The sequence below is a fragment of the Acinetobacter sp. CAU_H_78 genome (assembly GCF_058599365.1).
In genome coordinates this window covers 739207-757677 of sequence record NZ_CM178652.1, presented here as the reverse complement: position 1 = coordinate 757677, position 18471 = coordinate 739207, and the positions used below count along the sequence as shown (strand labels likewise).

General features: G+C 42.8%; 16 protein-coding genes. 6 read left to right on the top strand and 10 right to left on the bottom strand.

What is annotated here, in order from left to right:
* Positions 1-128 precede the first annotated feature (128 nt).
* Together AC4MCD_RS03700 and AC4MCD_RS03695 are read left to right on the top strand one after the other, a co-directional pair.
* Entirely contained in the window at positions 129-383 is a 255-nt protein-coding gene (locus tag AC4MCD_RS03700; protein WP_034170131.1) for a hypothetical protein, read from the top strand.
* 327 nt (positions 384-710) lie between these two features.
* Positions 711-2315, top strand: coding sequence for a bifunctional 3-(3-hydroxy-phenyl)propionate/3-hydroxycinnamic acid hydroxylase (locus AC4MCD_RS03695; RefSeq protein WP_491876587.1), 1605 nt, complete (start codon positions 711-713; stop codon positions 2313-2315).
* A 61-nt stretch (positions 2316-2376) separates the two neighbouring features.
* On the opposite strand, the gene AC4MCD_RS03690 is transcribed toward AC4MCD_RS03695, so the two are convergent.
* The 7 genes from AC4MCD_RS03690 to AC4MCD_RS03660 all read right to left on the bottom strand — a co-directional run bounded on the left by AC4MCD_RS03690 (position 2377) and on the right by AC4MCD_RS03660 (position 8305).
* Positions 2377-2991, bottom strand: a complete 615-nt coding sequence (locus AC4MCD_RS03690; RefSeq protein ID WP_491876836.1) for a glutathione S-transferase family protein — start codon at positions 2989-2991, stop codon at positions 2377-2379.
* A gap of 123 nt (positions 2992-3114) precedes the next feature.
* The gene (locus AC4MCD_RS03685) at positions 3115-4011 is read right to left on the bottom strand and encodes a LysR substrate-binding domain-containing protein (protein WP_491876586.1); all 897 of its coding nucleotides are present in this window, start codon (positions 4009-4011) and stop codon (positions 3115-3117) included.
* Between the two features lies 1 nt (position 4012).
* On the bottom strand, positions 4013-5215 hold the full coding sequence (locus tag AC4MCD_RS03680) for an MFS transporter (protein WP_419364545.1): 1203 nt from the start codon (positions 5213-5215) through the stop codon (positions 4013-4015).
* A gap of 40 nt (positions 5216-5255) precedes the next feature.
* Positions 5256-5819, bottom strand: a complete 564-nt coding sequence (locus AC4MCD_RS03675) for a TetR/AcrR family transcriptional regulator (RefSeq protein WP_491876585.1) — start codon at positions 5817-5819, stop codon at positions 5256-5258.
* Positions 5820-5960: 141 nt separating this feature from the next.
* Complete coding sequence (locus AC4MCD_RS03670) at positions 5961-6482, bottom strand: acyl-CoA thioesterase (RefSeq protein ID WP_004784949.1); 522 nt, start codon at positions 6480-6482, stop codon at positions 5961-5963.
* A 317-nt stretch (positions 6483-6799) separates the two neighbouring features.
* Positions 6800-6976: a hypothetical protein gene (locus AC4MCD_RS03665; protein ID WP_162835329.1), complete on the bottom strand. Its 177-nt coding sequence runs from the start codon at positions 6974-6976 to the stop codon at positions 6800-6802.
* A gap of 333 nt (positions 6977-7309) precedes the next feature.
* The gene (locus tag AC4MCD_RS03660) at positions 7310-8305 is read right to left on the bottom strand and encodes a patatin-like phospholipase family protein (RefSeq protein WP_180052323.1); all 996 of its coding nucleotides are present in this window, start codon (positions 8303-8305) and stop codon (positions 7310-7312) included.
* A 121-nt stretch (positions 8306-8426) separates the two neighbouring features.
* Here AC4MCD_RS03660 and chrA point away from each other — a divergent pair, with 121 nt between their 5' ends.
* The gene (gene chrA, locus AC4MCD_RS03655; protein ID WP_491876584.1) at positions 8427-9641 is read left to right on the top strand and encodes a chromate efflux transporter; all 1215 of its coding nucleotides are present in this window, start codon (positions 8427-8429) and stop codon (positions 9639-9641) included.
* A 53-nt stretch (positions 9642-9694) separates the two neighbouring features.
* Here chrA and AC4MCD_RS03650 read toward each other — a convergent pair whose 3' ends face one another.
* Positions 9695-11170, bottom strand: a complete 1476-nt coding sequence (locus tag AC4MCD_RS03650; RefSeq protein ID WP_419364552.1) for an alanine/glycine:cation symporter family protein — start codon at positions 11168-11170, stop codon at positions 9695-9697.
* Between the two features lie 42 nt (positions 11171-11212).
* Positions 11213-12451 (bottom strand): sodium/glutamate symporter, encoded by a 1239-nt coding sequence (gene gltS / locus AC4MCD_RS03645; RefSeq protein ID WP_166137667.1) that lies wholly within the window; start codon positions 12449-12451, stop codon positions 11213-11215.
* Positions 12452-13378: 927 nt separating this feature from the next.
* Here gltS and AC4MCD_RS03640 point away from each other — a divergent pair.
* Positions 13379-14086 carry a nitroreductase gene (locus AC4MCD_RS03640; RefSeq protein WP_491876583.1) on the top strand — a complete coding sequence of 236 codons (708 nt, stop codon included), beginning with the start codon at positions 13379-13381 and terminating at the stop codon, positions 14084-14086.
* Positions 14087-14165: 79 nt separating this feature from the next.
* On the opposite strand, the gene AC4MCD_RS03635 is transcribed toward AC4MCD_RS03640, so the two are convergent.
* Entirely contained in the window at positions 14166-15377 is a 1212-nt protein-coding gene (locus AC4MCD_RS03635; RefSeq protein ID WP_491876582.1) for a multidrug effflux MFS transporter, read from the bottom strand.
* A 145-nt stretch (positions 15378-15522) separates the two neighbouring features.
* On the opposite strand from AC4MCD_RS03635, the gene yccS reads away from it, so the two are divergent.
* Both yccS and AC4MCD_RS03625 read left to right on the top strand, forming a co-directional pair.
* Positions 15523-17697, top strand: coding sequence for a YccS family putative transporter (gene yccS / locus AC4MCD_RS03630; RefSeq protein WP_419364556.1), 2175 nt, complete (start codon positions 15523-15525; stop codon positions 17695-17697).
* A gap of 85 nt (positions 17698-17782) precedes the next feature.
* A complete protein-coding gene (locus AC4MCD_RS03625; RefSeq protein ID WP_004784963.1) occupies positions 17783-18343 on the top strand; it encodes a YcxB family protein in 561 nt (186 codons plus the stop codon).
* The last annotated feature ends 128 nt before the right edge of the window (positions 18344-18471 follow it).

The window sequence follows — 18471 nt, the reverse complement described above, 5'->3', positions numbered from 1 at the left end:
TTAACAGCTTCGTGCGGCTTTTGTTAATTGCTTTGCTCCATAAAATTTTCATGCTTAGGATGAATTCCTGCCGGATTGATGTGATGGTCATTCGGCAGTTTATAAATGTAATAAAAAGGATGCTCAACATGAAATATGCACAAATCTTACTTGCAACAACACTTACTGCAGCCGCAGCTACCAGTTTTGCAGCAAACAATACCACTGACACGAAGACCACTGAGGAACAGAAAGTCACTGTGACAACTCAGGAACTTCCTGCAACGAATAATCCAAATCCAAATGTAACCACGGCTGGACCTGCTGACCAGCCTGCTGCGTCTGAAGCTGCTACAGAAGACAAAGATGGTAAAAAAACGACTAAGTCGACATCGACTCGTTAATCAGGTTTAAAGCAACATCTCGTACAGTAAATCTCCAGTAGGTTCAACCTATGCTGCCGGATGTAGACTGAGGCTGAATCATGCAACTGCGTGATTCAGCTTTTTTATATGTTATAGGCTGTTCACTATAGCCAAAAATGATCATAGGATTCATTCATCTTATGAATAGATTTAAATATTATCATTTATTATCAATAACTTGTTAAAATTAAAATCTTTTCAACTAAATATTTTTGATAGACATAACCTACTATGGACTAGCTTGTTTAGCGCCATTGATTGTTCCTTAATAGTCTCAATCCTGAATTAATTGAATGGACATTTGCTATGAGCAATACAAATTACACCACTGAAGTGGCGATTTTGGGGGCTGGCCCAGTAGGTTTAACTATTGCTAACTATTTAAGCAAACAGGGTATACAAGTCACCGTAGTTGAACAGCTAGATAGTCTGATCGATTATCCGCGTGCCATCGGCATTGATGATGAATCTTTGCGTACCATTCAATCTTTGGGACTGGTTGATCAGGTCTTGCCGCATACCACACCTAATCATGCCATGCGCTTCCTGACACCCAAAGGCCGTTGCTTTGCAGACATTCAGCCATTGACTCGTGAATTTGGTTTCTCCCGCCGTAATGCTTTCATTCAGCCACAAGTAGATAATGTTCTGCTGCAAGGCCTCAAACAATATAAAAAAACTGAAGTACTTTTCTCTCGCCATCTGACACATTTCAGCCAGGATGCTGAGGGTGTAACTTTAAATGTTCAAACTAAAGACCGTAGTGCAGAAGTTATACATGCCCAATACCTGATTGCTTGTGATGGTGGTAACTCTTATGTACGCCGTACGCTGAATATTCCATTTGAAGGTGAAACTGCACCGAACCAGTGGATCGTGATTGATATCGATAATGACCCATTGGCAACCCCTCACATTTACTTATGCTGCGACCCGGTACGTCCTTATGTATCGGCTGCCCTGCCGCACGGCATCCGCCGCTTCGAATTCATGGTCATGCCAGGCGAAACTCAGGAAGAACTCAGCAAACCAGAAAATATTGCCAAACTACTATCTAAAGTTTTACCAAATACCGATGGAATCGAAGTGATTCGTCAACGTGTCTATACCCACAATGCACGTATTGCAGATAAATTCCGTGCTGACCGTATCCTGCTTGCTGGTGATGCTGCGCACATCATGCCCGTATGGCAAGGCCAGGGTTATAACAGCGGTATGCGTGATGCCTTTAACTTGGCGTGGAAAGTTGCATTGGTGATGCAGGGTAAAGCAAGCCACGAATTACTGGACTCTTACCAATTGGAACGTAAGGATCATGCCAAGGCGATGATTGATCTTTCTGTGATGGCCGGTCATGTACTGGCACCACCAAAAAAATGGCAAGGTTTTGTTCGTGATGGTATTGCCTATGCATTGAACTATATCAAGCCAATCAAACAGTACCTGCTGGAAATGCGCTTTAAGCCTATGCCGAAGTATCATGATGGTGCCCTGCTGGCCAATACTCAGAAAGACTCTCCAGTCGGCAAGATGTTTATTCAGCCGCAGGTACAGCTGGAATCTGGTGAAACTGTATTACTCGATGAAGTGATTGGCAATGACTTCGCCATCATTGCTTGGGGTGTGGATCCGAAATGGGGCTTAAGTCAAGAATCGATGCAACAATGGAAAAAATTGGGTGTGAAATTTATCCAAGTCATTCCTGCGGTTCAGTTGTCTAATCAACAACGCAAGCAATATGAAGATGTAATCACCATTGGTGATATCGGTACGGACATTCGTACCTGGTTCGGCAAGACCAAGGACTCTATCGTTATCCTGCGTCCAGACCGCTTCGTGGCAGCCTTGGCAATTCCTCAATCTATGGAAAGCACAAGTCAGGCGCTATTTAACAAGCTCCATGTCAAATAATTGGCTTGAGTCAAAAAACCACGCTACGGCGTGGTTTCCTTTTTATAGATGAACATAAAAGCTAAGTCCGGTATTGCTTAAACCATGAAATATCTTTGAGAGAATCACGACGTGCCATCTGCTGTAGGAAAGGTTTAAATTCTTCCAACGGCGGCAAAACTTTTGTACTAATTGCGAAGATCAGACAATAGGCCACATATAGATCTGTAGCAGAAACTTTTTCACCTAAAAGATAGGGCTTGGCCTGCGACAAGCCTCGTTTAAGAAAATCAAATACTGTGGCTTCGTTACCAAAACTTAAACTGGTTCGGACCTTTTCAATCTGTTCTTGGGGTACCAGTAAATTTTTTACATCGATATATTCAGTCAGTGGCCCATGACAGAAAAAGATCCATTTTAAATAAGCACCACGCTTGGGATCATCTAAAGCGGGTGCCAATCTTTTGTCCTGATATTTATCCGCCAGATAGATAATAATAGCCGCCATTTCTGAAATTACGACGCCTTGATCGACCAGACACGGGACTTTGCCCATCGGATTGATCTGAAGATATTCAGGTTGATGCATATCTTTATAGGGAACTTCCACCTGCTCAAGCTGGTCTTCGATCTGTAGTTCTTTAAGGATGGGCAGCAAGGTCATGCCGCGTGACTGAGGGTTGTTATAGAGCTTCATCATTCTGCTTCAACCGATTTCTTATTTTTTGAATTTTAGTATAAAGCGATTTTCCTCTGCGATTAAAAAGCATGTGCTACAGATCATTTCTGTAGCACATTTCATTTATGGAAGATCAATAATTTACTTAAAAAGGTCTACACAAAACTTTTCTTTGAGCACTTTCAGAATCAGCTCAATCGCAGGATGCTGGTTATTTTTACGGTAACTGACATAGAGAGCAATCATCGGTAAAGGTTCCAGCGTTTTCTTCACCACAATATTATCGCCCAGTAAAGGAATCACATAAGCGGGTACCAGACTCCAGCCGACGCCCATGCCGACCAGATTGACATTCAGCAGAATATTGGTGGAATACTGCACTACATTGACGTTCAGTTTCGACTGCCTAAAGAAATCATCAATAATCTTATGCAGCTGTGGTGAGGCCTGTTCATCACTAATCACAAAATCCTGATTTTCAAACTTCTTGATGCTGACATAAGGCATTTCTGCGACCGGAGAATTTTTCGGCACAATCAGTGTCAGTGGCTCATCAAAAATCTGAACGGATTCAAACTCACCCGACTGATCCTGATAACGGGTAAAGGCAATATCAATACTACCCTGTCTCAGCGCGCTAAACTGTTCTGCATCGGTCAGGCTATGAAACAGTGCTTTCAGTTCAGGAAAATGTGCACGGATATTCGGCATGATATAAGGAAAAATTTTCATTTCCGCGACCGGTACGAAGCCGATATTCAGCTGACCCTTATGCACATGTGCGATCTGACGGGCTGCCTGCACGGCACGTTCTGCATGTTCTAAGCTCAGTAAAGCTTCCTTTAAAAAAGCCTGTCCAGCCTCGGTCAGCTCAACCTTGCGGTTATTCCGCTCCAGCAATTGCGCATCCACTTCACGCTCCAGATCCTTAATCTGCTGACTGAGTGAAGGCTGTACAGTATTCAGTTTTTCAGCTGCCCGGGTGAAATTCAGCTCTTCAGCCACTGTAACAAAATAGCGTAAATGTCTTAATTCCATTTTATTCTTCCGGTAAGGATGCTGAAATCGAAGGTCGCTTCCTTGCCACATATTGACGGTAGATCAATAAAGTAAAAATCACCATCACTGCACAGAACATATAGGTCTTTTCAAAACCGTATTGCGCAATGATCATACCCATCACTACTGAACCCACTGCCAGTCCAATATCAAACAGGGTAAAAAAGGTAGAAATTGCATGGCCCATACGCTGTTTTTCGACAGATTGAATCGCTAAAGTTTGTAAACATGGAAATAATGAACCGTAACCAATTCCGATAAATACCGCAGACAACCACATAGTCCATTGGCTGGACATGACACTGACAATCATCATGCCAATCGCAAAGAAAATAAAGGAAGGATAGATAACTGCACTTGGTCCTTTACGGTCGTAAATTTTGCCCACCCAAGGCCGTACCAACAACATTGAGGCCGCAAAAACAATAAAGAAGATGCCGGTATAAGCCAGTAGTTGCTTGGTTTCACTAAAGGGCGTGATAAAACTCATGATACTGGAGTAAGCAAAAGCAGTGAGCAGTGCCACAAAACTGACCGCCAGCACTTTGACTTCAATAATGTCATGCAGGCTGAATTTTGATTTTTCGACCACTGTAGCTTGAGGTTTTGCTAATTCGGTAATTTTCAGCATGAAGGAAAAGATCAAGCCGATAGAGATAATCACGGCAAGCAAGCCAAACAGCACTTTAAAGCTGGTGAACTGAACCACGGTTAAGGCCAGTAATGGACCAAATACCACACCCAGATTAGTCGACATGACAAAATAGCCCATGCCCTCACCCTTACGAGATTCCGGAATAAACTCATTTGCAACGGGAACGGTGACCGTCGTCAGGATGCTGAACCAGATCCCATGTAAAAAACGTACTGCCAATAATGACCACATGCTATCAACCAGCAGATAACTAAAGGCAAATAAGGCAAAAATAACTCCGGCTCCGCGCATTGCCAATTTCTTGCCGAGTTTCTCGATGATCATGCCAGAAAAAGGTCGAACGGCGATGGATGAAACTAAGAACAGGGTCAAAGCCAAACCTGCTTCTTTGACTGATCCGCCCAGATCTTTCATGATATAAACCGGCAGAATGGTCAGTAAGGCAAAGTAATAGATAAACAGGAACAGATTGTTTAATAAACACAGAACAAAGGAGCGATTCCATAAGCGCTCAGGACTAGCAGACATAACACGCAACTTTTAAAGCAAATTTAAGAACCAACTAAACTCAGGGAGAAATCAAAGCTGGGCTTAAGGCCAGATCTACCAGATTCTGGATATATTGATCATCCGGCATGCGATTGAAGAAAATGATCTGGTAATGAATCGGCCCATATAAAGTGTCCAGCATCAGATCAAAAGGATAATCAGCACGTAATTCTCCACACTCGATAGCCTGTTGAATCAATTGGTGGGTTTGTTTTCGACGTGGTAATAGATACTGCTGAAAAAAGTCTGCAGCCAGCTCCCGATGATTGGCCATAACGACCAGCAAAGCTCGGCCTACCGGATGATTAAGCGCCTGAACCAACAGAGTTAGTTGTTGAACCAGATTGCTGCGCAAGCTTTGTGAAGCATCCAGTTCAAATACCCCTGCTGTGCGCTGCTTGAAAGCATCCAGTACCAGCTCAGATTTATGTTTCCACCAGCGGTAAATCGTAGATTTGCCAACCCCTGCCCGTGCAGCCACATCTTCAATCGTTAGCTGATGATATTCACCTTCTGCCAGTGCATCCGAAACCGCCTGCAGAATACTGTGCTGACGCCGTGAACATTTTTCTTCTTCACTCATGCTTAAAACCAAAAAACGAAACGATACGTATCGTTTCATATTAGATTAAAAAAGAAGCTTAAGCCAGAGTTAAATGATTTTTTAGGCAAAAAAAAGACCTCACATTGAAGGCCTCTTTAATAAGCGAATTAAGTTTAGTACTTAACTATGCGCTGATTTTTTATAGATGCTGCATGAAGGGTGATGGTTTTCCTGCAGACGGGCAACTTTACGTTGTTCAGCTGCTTCAAAACGGCAACGTTTCCAGTCATTGTCCAGATTCAGCGGTGGAATCTGTTTAGGCTTACCATTTTCATCTACAGCGACCATCGTAAAGTAGCAACTATTGGTATGGCGTACAGTACGTTTCTGAATATTTTGTGCTTCTACACGAATACCGATTTCCATTGAAGTACGACCTACATGGTTCACACTTGCCAGGAAAGTCACCAGCTCACCCACATGAATCGGTTCTTTGAAATTTACTTTGTCTACAGACAGGGTTACGACATAACTACCCGAATAGCGACTCGCACAAGCATAAGCAACCTGGTCCAGTAATTTCAGAATTGTTCCACCATGTACGTTTCCTGAAAAATTCGCCATATCTGGCGTCATAAGAACCGACATCGTTAACTCTGACTGGTCATCCGATGCTGTTGCAATTTGATCTAAAGGGGCCATCGTTTTCTCTGAACTCTTTGAATGACAATGATATAGACCATTATTATAGCGTTTTTGGTCTAAATAAAATGTTCAATTCGGCAAATAAAACATCATAATTCTTGATATGAAATTTTTCTCCATACAAAAAAAAAGATATTCCTCTGAGGATTCATAGAAATCATCAGAAAGTTATTTTCAGTAACTATAAAATAAACAGGAATTTATCCAGTAAATTATTTTCTCGAATCCATGCACTGCGCTTAAGAAGTTTTTCATTAAGCATGCAGAACTCGGTTTAAGAAAACCGTATGCATTAACAAAAAAATAACCTCGAATTAAGCAGGCACCTGTCTCAGCATTTCTCGAGCCACATTCTCATAACTTAAAGTCTGCTGGCCATGCAATATAGTTTCAACGGTAAAAGAACCATCGGGATGAACTTTAGTTACAGTAAAAATCGTATTTTCAAACTGAGCTAGTGTGACTTGCTGGCCAATTTCGATGTGATTCATGTGGCTTTTACATTTATTAATCTGTCGATTTTTATTCTGTCATGATCTTCTAAGCTTTTGAACAGTTGTTTAACTTAAGTCTGTGAATAATTTTGTTAAAATCAAAAAATAGCCTTAAAATACATTCATAAAATCACTATATTTTTATAATTCAAATATTTATTTCCCATTGAAACTTGGGCTTTAAGTGACTTTCAATAGGTAGAAAACATCAGCTCATCTCTAAAAACGATGAGCAAAAATGAGCCGCTTTTCCCTCGACTGAGAAAAGCGATAAATATATTTATACATCTATTTGAAAAATAAATATTTTGTTAAAAATATCAGAGCAAACTATTGTTGCTGGGCCAAGAGTAATGGAATCTGATGACCTTGGCTGTAATTATGCTTCTGATAGACCTGGGCAATTTCTGGTAGCTTGAGTTTAGCCGCCTCAATCCCGGCATCCATGGTCAATTCTCTGCCGCGTACATCAAAGATATGACCTTTTTCACGTAAGTCTGGCTGAATAACAACATCGGCGTATTGCAGTTCCTCAGAAGCTAAACGTTGCTGCATGATATTAATATTCTGGTTGAATAGACCCCAGACATTGGTGGTTTCAGTATGGATTGGCTGCGCCAGAATATCGACAGCAATGACAATATCAGCGCCCAATTCACGAGCTACTTTAACTGGCACCGGACTGACCAGCCCTCCATCCACATATTCTTTTTTCTGGATGACAGTCGGAATAAACATGCTTGGAATAGAAACGGATGCACGCACCGCCTGACCGGTATTACCATAATTGAAGACTACGCGCTTGCCCTCTTTCAAGGCTGTGGCTACCACAAACATCGGGATTTTCATGGCTTGCAAAGGCGTCTGATCCACTTGCAAATTCACATAATTTTCGACTTTTTTGCCATCAAAAAAGCCTTTACGGTCCAGTTTGATGTCGCGGACGTCAGTCGCTTTCATACTTAATGCAATATTACGCAGTTCAATCGCTGGTTTACCACTGGCATAAATGGAACCAACAATACTGCCTGCACTGGTTCCCACAATAAAGTCAGGTTGTATGCCTGCCTGTTCTAATACTTCAATCGCACCGATATGCGCATAGCCACGCGCACCGCCACTGCCAAGAACCAGTGCAATCACTGGACGGTTTTCTGTTTGCTTGATTTTGCGGAAATTGATCTGGTTTGGACGTGCCTGGGCTTCTGCTACTGAACTGGCAGATTTAATATGACTAGAGTTAGGTTGATTAAAACCAGATGTCGTTTGGCAGCCGCTCAGACCTACCATTGTCATCGCCAATATACTCAGTACATATTTCTGCATGCAGAGCACGTCCTCATTTTGTTAAAGCAGCATAGTGTATAAACACATGCTTAAATAATCTGTAGAATTTCGTAAAACTGTCATACAGTTGCACTAATGTCTTTCAATTTTCAGCCACTGTATGAATACACCTTCCCTGTACCGGATCTTTCTCACCTTCCTGCAACTGGGCTGTATGGCATTCGGTGGACCGGCGGCGCATCTGGTGTTTTTTCACCGTAAATTTGTCGACCAGTTACAGTGGTTAAATGCGACACAATATGGCCAGCTGGTTGCATTAGCGCAACTTTTACCAGGCCCAAGTAGCAGTCAGGTAGGCCTCTCCATCGGCTATCTGCAAAGGGGTTATGCTGGGGCATTCGTGGCCTGGCTTGGGTTCACCCTGCCTTCGGCACTATTGATGAGCTTGATCGCAGTACTCGGTCAGCACTATTTCCATATTCTAAACTCAAACAGCTTTCATAGCATTCAATTGATCGTTTTTTCTGTAATCGTCTGGGCATTCTGGCAAATGCTCAATAGCTTCTGCAAGAGCATCTGGCAATATGTATTGGTCTTTATTTCAGTCCTGATCCTGAGCTTCATTAGTATCAGTTTGAACCAGCTACTGGTCATTATTTTGGGGGCGGTTTTTGGCCTCGTAATGGCAAAATTTTCCAATTCTCCTCAGGAAAATAAGCCCGCTTCAAATTCATCTACCATTCACTCAAGTTATATTTGTCCACATCATGCACCCTACTGGTTCATCGCATTTTTATTACCGTTTTTCCTGATTCCTCTACTAGTCAAATCTGGTTCTTGGCCTGAACTCGCATTTTTCGCTGATTTCTATCGAACTGGCTCATTGGTCTTTGGTGGCGGGCATGTCATTCTGCCTTTGCTGCATCAGGACTTTGTGGCGACCAATTTACTTTCGTCCCAATCTTTCGATCTAGGTTATGCATTTGCCCAATTGATGCCGGGTCCATTATTTAGTTTTTCCAGCTATGTCGGTGCTCTGTTGCCTTGGACAGGTTCAGCCTGGATTAATGCACTGTTAGCAACCTGTGCCATTTTCCTGCCTTCATTTTTTCTAATTTTTGCTACTTTGCCTTATTGGTCATGGTTAATGCAGCAACGTATTATTTTTCAGGCGGTAAGCGGGATTAATGCAGCAGTGGTGGGTCTGCTTTTATATTTACTGATTGATCTCTCTCAGGCATATTTTCGTTTCTGGTCTGATCTGGTTTTTGTCATCGTGATGATTTTACTGTTACGCTCGAAATTACCAGTCTGGTTCAGCCTGATTGCTGGCTTTATCCTATATCAAAGCTATCTTAATTTTGTGTCATTCTAACAATTTAAGCTCATAAAAAAGCCCCGAACCAGTCAGGGCTTTTTGCTCAAGTCTTACCAGATATCTGATTTAACTTTATCTTTAAATTTCGGATGATCATCGAGCTTAAACTCTGGTTGCTCGATGCCACGTTTTAGCTGACCGGTATAGTCCTTGAGTAGCATCAAAATAAATGGCATCAGCAGCACAATCGCAATCAGGTTGATACTGGCCATGACACCCATGAAAAGATCCGCCATATTCCAGATCAACGGTACACTGGCAATCGAGCCGAAATACACCATAAACAATACCAGCAACCGGAAAATAAACATGACCTTGCTGTTATTATTGATGAACTGGATATTCCCCTCTGCATAGGCATAATTACCAATGATAGAAGAATAGGCGAACAGGAACAGAATCAAGGCCAGGAAATCATCCCCCCAAGCACCAATCTGGCTTTCAAGTGCCATCTGGGTCAAGGTTACGCCTTCAAAACCGGCATTTTCATAAAGGCCAGAAACCAGAATCACGATGGCGGTACATGAACACACCACGAAAGTATCTACAAATACGCCAAGCATTTGAACCAGACCCTGATTCACCGGATGTTTCACGTCAGAGGCAGCCGCCGCATTCGGTGCTGAACCCATCCCCGCTTCATTCGAGAATAAACCGCGCTTAATCCCCATCATCATGGCCATCGAGATCATGGCACCGAAGAAACCGCCTGCAGCTGCTTCAAACTCAAATGCTTTGCTAAAGATCAGCTGGAAAATAGACGGTAACATATCGTAATTGATGACGGCGATATATAAAGCTACACCCAGGTAAAGGACTGCCATGAAAGGAACCACCCCTTCAGCAACTTTTGCAATCCGCTTGATCCCGCCAAAAATAATCATGGCCGTAATCAAGACTAATACCAGACCAATCCAGGAAACTTCCAGATCGAAACCGCCTAATGGCAACATCAGATTGGCTTCATTCCAGCCCCAGGCATGTGAGGTTGCACCAGTAATCGCATTGGCCTGCACGGCATTGAACACAAAGCCGTAAGTCGTAATCAGCGCAATTGCAAAGACAATTCCCAGCCATTTCTGTTTAAGACCCTGAGTGATGTAATAGGCAGGTCCACCGCGGAATTGCTGGTTCTTGTTATCACGAACTTTAAATAACTGTGCTAATGAGGATTCTACAAAAGCAGAACTCATTCCCAGAAATGCAGTAAACCACATCCAGAACACAGCACCTGGACCACCGACAGCAATCGCAATGGCGACGCCTGCAACATTACCCACACCGACCCGGCTGGCCAGGCCTGTAACAAAGGCCTGAAACGGCGTAATACCATGGTCATCATCGACCTTGCCACGGCTGCGTTTCATGACTTTGATACTGTGCCAGAATAAACGGATCTGTACTGCACCGGTCATGATCGTATAGCAAATACCAACAGCGACCAGGAACACCACTAAAAAGTCCCAGAGTGGACCATTTAAGGCATCGACCCAGCCCAGTAAGGTTTCATTTAGCTGATCATTCATGTCATATCCTTATGAGCTTATGACTCATTATCAAGCCTAAAATTAGACGAAAAATTTCAAGATCATCTGTATGATCGTGGCATTAATCAAGTCAACGAAGAAAGCACCACATAATGGAACGATCAGGAAGGCTTTATGCGACGCACCATACATATTGGTAATCGCCTGCATATTGGCGACTGCCGTTGGGGTTGCACCCATCCCGAAACCACAGTGACCTGCAGCCAGTACTGCGGCATCGTAGTTTTTGCCCATCACCCGGAAAGTGACAAATGCTGCATATAAAGCCATGGTCAGGGTTTGTGCACCGAGAATCACCATCAATGGTCCTGCCAGATCCGCCAGTTGCCATAGTTTTAATGACAGCAGCGCCATGGCCAGATAGAGCGACAATGAAGCATTACCAAACACATCAATTGCACGGTCGAAGATCTGGATTTTCAGGATACCTTCCAGCACGTTACGCAAAATCACGCCGCCAGCCAGTGCCCATACAAAGGTTGGCAGTTCAAATACTGTATCTTTACTGAAGCCAGTCATCAGTTCTGCAAATGCCAGACAGCCTGCAAACAGACCAAGTGTGGTAATGGCATTATCTGCAGTGATCAGACGGACACGATGTGGATATTCAAATTGCACATATTCATCTGTCGTGCTGTCCATTGGCGTATTGTCACGCTTTTCGATCTGCTGATCGGTACGTGCCACAGCAAGATTATGACGGTTAATCAACAGTTTCGCCAAAGGTCCACCGATAACACCACCAATGATCAGACCAAAGGTTGCACTTGCCATCCCGAGCGCCAGAGCTCCCTGAATACCATGCTCAACCTCCATAATTTCACCCCAGGCGCCAGCAGTACCGTGTCCACCAGTCAAGGTAATCGAACCGGCAATCAGACCAATCAGAGGATCAATACCTAACAAGCTTGCCAGTCCCATACCGACTGCATTTTGTAGTGCAATAAATGTCGAGATGGCAACCAGGAAGATCACCAGTCCGATCCCGCCTTCACGCAATTTGGCAAAGTTCGCGCTTAAACCGATTGACGCAAAGAAAATCAGCATGAAACTGGTTTGTAGCTCTGCACTCGTAGTAATGCTATAGCCCCAGAACGAATGAACCAGCAGAGAGATAACCGCTGCAACCAGACCACCTGCGACAGGTTCAGGAATGTTGTAACGTTTTAGAAAATCGATTTTATCTACCAGAAACCGGCCCAGTAATAGCACAATTACTGCAGCGATCAGGGTATAAAATGCGTTAAAAGTAAAATCCATAATTTTTTTGTCCAAGATGGTTCTGAATTTTTGTCATTCTAAAAGTCATGCTGCGATTCATTTCCACAGAAGAAAACCTTACATAACCCCATGTAATTATCATCTTCTTCATTCATCCATCGCTTTTAGAATTAACAAAGCATTCCGCATCTGTTTCAAACTTATGAATATCATCGTGATGATCATATTCAGTGAGAGATTTATAAAAGCGAAAAACGGCCTTTTGCTGATTGTATAAGCTACGCCAGATGCGTAAATTCATCTCAGCGTGCAACTCATAGCGATAACATCCAGCCTATATTTTTTACTTCTCAACCAGCATGAATTGCTGCATGAGTGCTTTTAACCTAACTGAGTTCATCAAGTCATTTGCAATAAGATATTTCAAATAGAGCTTGACCATGCAATCTTCATTATTTCTTCAAAATGCATGTATTCAACTGAAAAGTCGCACATTATGCTGTTTCTTTGTATAAAGTTTTATTGTTTTTTATTAACTATAGTTAGCAAATATATAAAAAATAATTATAACTTCTTATTTTTTATAGTTTACTACCCCTAAATTTTTATCGAAATAAAATATTAATTGAATGTAAAAACGGATATTTAATTTTATTTTTAAGATTGAATTTTAATCATTCTATTTTGCTCTTAACTTTCTGTATAGTTACAGTCATCGATGTTAATTGCTCAAGATATCAGCATCTAAAGTATTGGTTTCATTTTTATAAGCAGTTTTGTTTAAGCATTCAATAAATTTCTTAGGCTATTTATATAGCTCCTATATCTCCTAAATACATTCTCATTCATGTGATTTCTATTAATCATCCCAATTCACTGTGAAACTAAAATTACCCCCTGCCCGACAAGGTTTGTTTGGTTTATAGTCAGTTCACCATCATTAAGGATATGAGATTGGAAATTAAAATGGATCAAAACCTCGTTCATGCTGTAGATCAAACCATTACTTCCCGGCATTCGGTTCGTGCTTTTCTGGATACGCCGGTCAGTACCGACATGCTCAAAGACATTTTAACTGTGGCCAGCCGTGCCCCTTCAGGGACCAATACCCAGCCATGGAAAGTATATGTGCTAACCGGGAAAAAACGTGACGAGCTGGTACAGCGTGTCTGTCAGGTGCAAATGGAGCTTTACCAGAATCCGGCACTGGCCGAGCAATATAAAGAAACCTTTGCCTATTATCCCGAGCAATGGTTCTCTCCCTATATCGACCGACGCCGTGAAAATGGCTGGGGCTTATATGGTTTGCTGAATATCCAGAAAGGCGAAAAAGAAAAAATGGCGCGCCAGAACCTGCGTAACTTTGAACTGTTTGATGCTCCAGTAGGATTGTTCTTTACCTTGCATAAAGATTTAGGCGTAGGTTCAAAAATGGATATTTCCATGATGATTCAGAACGTGATGCTGGCCGCCAAGGCACGTGGTCTGGATACCTGTCCGCAGGCTGCCTGGAATCATTTTCATAGCATCGTGCTGGATGTATTAGGGGCAGGTGAAGATGAAGAGCTGGTCTGTGGTATGTCACTAGGCTATGCAGATCCAGACCATATCGTAAATACCTTTATTACCCCACGTGTCCCGGTAGAGGAATTTGCCGTTTTTGTAGATGAATAAGATTAGATAAGCCATGATCCAAGCATCAACTTTGAGCTGCTTGGATCGTCTGACAGAGATATAGAGTTCTTGCAGCTCCTTATCTCTGTTTAACTATAGGTAGTTCTAATTTCAATACAGATCTAAAGGCTATAACCACAAAGATTGCCATTACCAAGGCCATATTGAATAAAGCATCCCACAGCATAAAGTTCAGTAAAACTCCACCCAACAAACCGCAGGCAAATTGCATACTGCCCATAATCGCACTGGCGGTCCCGGCACGCGCACCCTGCTCTGCCATGGCCAGCGCCATCGCATTCGGTCCCACAAAACCAATTGAAGCCACAACAACAAATAAGGCCGCCATAACCAGGACAACAGATTCAATATTCAGATAGCCTAAAACCAGTAAAGCCAAGACACCGATTCCCTGTAAAGAAGCACCTAGTTTTAAACGACTTAATACTGAAAGATATTGGGCCAGATGCTTATTCATGGTCGAGAATAGCATGATTCCCACAGCATTCCCCCCGAAAGCATAAGCAAACTGCTGCTCGGTCAGATGATAATGATCCATCAGAATGGCTGAAGAAGCACTGATATAGCAGAACATCACTGCCCCAGAAAAACAGCCCACCAGCATCGGTCGTCTGAAACTTTCATCCTGAAAAATAGTTCGATATAAACTCAATACCTGCTGCAAATTCAGTTTAAGACGGCGTTCCGGAGGTAAGGTTTCCTGAAAGAAAAAATGCACACAGACTAGACTAAACAAACCACAGCCCATCAGCACCAAGAAAATAATATTCCACTCAAAGAACATCAGTACCCATGCGCCGAGACTTGGCGCAATAATCGGTGCAATGGTCGTTACAATCATCATGCTGGCAAAGGCCTGTGCAGCCGCTTGCATATCCAGCCGATCACGAATGGTTGCTCGGGCAACCACGACTCCTACACATCCTCCTAACGCTTGTAATACCCGTGCTGCGATCAGGCTCCATTCATTCTGTGCAAACATACACAGCAGGCTGGCCAGAATATATAGGCACAATCCAAAATAAAGTGGTGGCTTACGTCCAATCCGGTCACTGATCGGGCCATATAGCAACTGCCCAACCGCCAGTCCAAGGAAATAAGCTGGCAGACTATTGGAGACCATCTGGGTACTGACACCAAAATCCGCTGCCATTTCTGGCAAGGCAGAGAGATACATATCAATGGATAAAGGACCAAGTGCAGTCAGTGAAGCCAGCAAAATAATCCAGGACATGGCATAAGGCCGTGGTGCTGTCGTATTGGAGTTCATGTAATTAAAGATTTTAATGCGTAGTAGGCAGACAAATTAACATAGCGCATAGTATGATTTACATGGAAATTAAAAGTTATAAATATACTTTTTCTCATATGTATATTCAGCTTTGCAGCAGAGACTGCAAGAGAAAGGATCACCGTTGAAATCTTGGCTCAATCGTCTTAAGCACGCGACTTATAATACGACCCTGATGTATAACCTGCGTATGCTGATCGCTTTTGCAGGCACTGCCTTCGTTCCCTATTTCATGGGACAGCAGTTAATGACTATTCCACTAACTCTGGGGGTGGTGGCCGCAGGTTTAAGCGATATTGATGACCGCTTTTCCGTGCGTATCCTGAATCTGTTCTATACCTATTTAGGCTTCTTCATTACCGCAGTGGCAGTCTATCTGTTATTTCCTTATCCGCTGCTGTTTGCTTCTGCCCTCATTGTTTCTTGTATTGTCCTGATTCTGCTTGGCTCGCTTGGTCGACGTTATGCCACGATTTCCTATGGCTGTCTGGTGATTTCTGTCTATTCCATGCTGGGGGTTGAACTATTTGATGGATGGTATCAACAGGCGAGCTTACTGCTGATTGGTGCAGTCTGGTATGGCTTTTTGTCGACCCTCAGCTTCCTGCTATTCCCGGCGCGACGTGCACAGGATAATCTGGCCAAGTGTTATGCCTCACTAGGTGATTTCCTTTATGCCAAATCGAATCTGTTCGATGTTGATATGACGGCAAAAAGTTATCAGCAAAGTATGATCGAGCTGTCACTGGAAAATGGCAAACTGATTTCAATTTTTAATGAAATGAAGACTGTTCTTTTGACCCGCCTGAAAGGTGACCGTGGTCAGAAAGATACCCGTCGTAGCCTGCAATACTATTTTGTGGCACAAGATATTCACGAGCGTGCCGATTCTGCGCATATTGATTATCAGAAACTGGCCAAAATTTTTGAACATAGCGACATTTTGTTCCGTTTTCAGCGCATCCTGTCGATTCAAGGCAAAGCCTGTAAAGACCTGAGTGAAAGCATTCAGCAACGCAAAACCTATAAACATAATAAACGCTTCAAACATGCCTTTGAAAACCTGAGATTGTCCCTGGAAAAATTGCGTACAGAACAGCAGTATGATCAGGTCTGGATCAATGCCCTATTTGCCTTATTCCAGAACCTGAAATCCATTGATGCGCAGTTACGCAACCTGGAAACTGAACGTAATATCAAATTTGATCGTGCTAAACATATTGAAAACCAGCTCAAAGATGACGACCTGAAAGGCTGGGAAGATATCAAGATTCGGGTCAAGCAGCATCTGACACCTGAATCCGTGTTGTTCCGTCATGCTATTCGCCTGTCGATTGTGCTACTAATCAGCTATATCTTTGTCCAGCTGACCGATATTGAGTATGGTTACTGGATTTTGCTGACCGCTCTATTCGTCAGCCAACCTAACTTCAATGCCACCAAACGCCGCTTACGTTTACGTATCGTTGGAACACTGGCAGGTATTCTTTTGGGTTATGCCATTCTGTACTTTATTCCTTCTGTCGAAGGACAATTATTGCTGCTGATTTTGAGTGGGATTCTGTTCTTTGAATTACGCAGTAAACAGTATGCACAGGCCACTGCCTTCATTACCATTCTGGCACTGATTAACTTTAACCTGGATGGTATGGGCTTTGCCGCAGCTATTCCACGTATGATTGATACCCTGATTGGCTGTGCGATTGCATGGTTTGGCGTGAGCTTTATCTTCCCGGACTGGAAATTCCGTCGCTTGCCACGCAGCATTAGCCGTAGCCTGCAGGCAGAATGTGACTACTTGAGTGAAGTGATTGAACAGTATAAGTCTGGACGGAATAATGGCCTGACCTACCGCGTGGTACGTCGTGCAGCTCATAATACCGATGCTGAAGTGGCTTCCCTGATCTCAACTTTGGCCACTGAACCTGACTTTGACCCAGTGCAAAAATCACAGGCTTTTGAGTTCCTGTGCCTGAATCATACTTTTATCAGTTATATTGCCGCGCTGGGTGCGCATCGTGAAAAAATTCAGGATCAGGATGTGCTGGACTTGCTGGATCAAGCCCTAGAAAATATTCGTGGTGCCCTGCTTTATGATGAAGTCCCTGACCTAAGCACCCAGAATATGATCCAGAATATTCGTCAGCGTCTGTCACAACAGCAGGAAGAAGACCAGAAACCATTGATCATTTTGCAGCAACTGTCTTTAATGTTTAGTATCTTGAAGCAATTGAGTCAGTTAAAGCAAACTTTGAGTCACGAACGTGATGAACAGGCTACTGAATTGGCCTCATTATAATTTGGCTGATTTTGGAACAATATACTCACTGAATCAGCATAATTAATGCTAAACTTTTTATAGTTTTAAATCTGTTAATTTCATTATGACCGCGAAAAATTTATACGCTTATACCCTACAGCCTGTGAACTATGAAATTTCAGAAGCTGAGCAACGTCATGCTCAGCTGATGATCTGGCGTAGTACCAATAAAATTGGCATGAAAGCCTGGCTGATCATGGGTGCTATTGTTGCCTTGTCTATTCTGGGAATTATCCTGATCAAGAACTACTCAACAGTTATCTGCTGGGTGGCGATTGTCTGTGTAGTACTGTATTACCTGATCCGTACTTTCGGTCTGGAATGGTATGTTAAACGCAAGATGAATGAATTTCCGGTACAGGAAATTAAAGGTATCCGTCTGGGCGTACAGCCACATGGTATTGTGATGCGCCAGAAAATGGGCATGCAGGAAGGTGTGGGTGCTATTGGCTGGAAAGACATCTATGAATGGTATAACACGCCGGAATTCATGCTGATCAATTTTAAAGTCAAAGGTCAGCAAGGTGCTTATATCCTGCCTAAACGTTTAGACAGTAAAAACTTCTCTTTCGCGACCATTCGCAAGCATCTGCAAGAAGAAGTGGGCGCACCAAAAGAAATCTAAAACATATCCCGGTTTTAAAAGACCTCCTGTTTCGACATGGAGGTTTTTTTACGTCTATCTTTTATCCGACTCATCGACACAAATGATAATGAGAATAAATATTATCATCATAATCTATAATTTGTTCT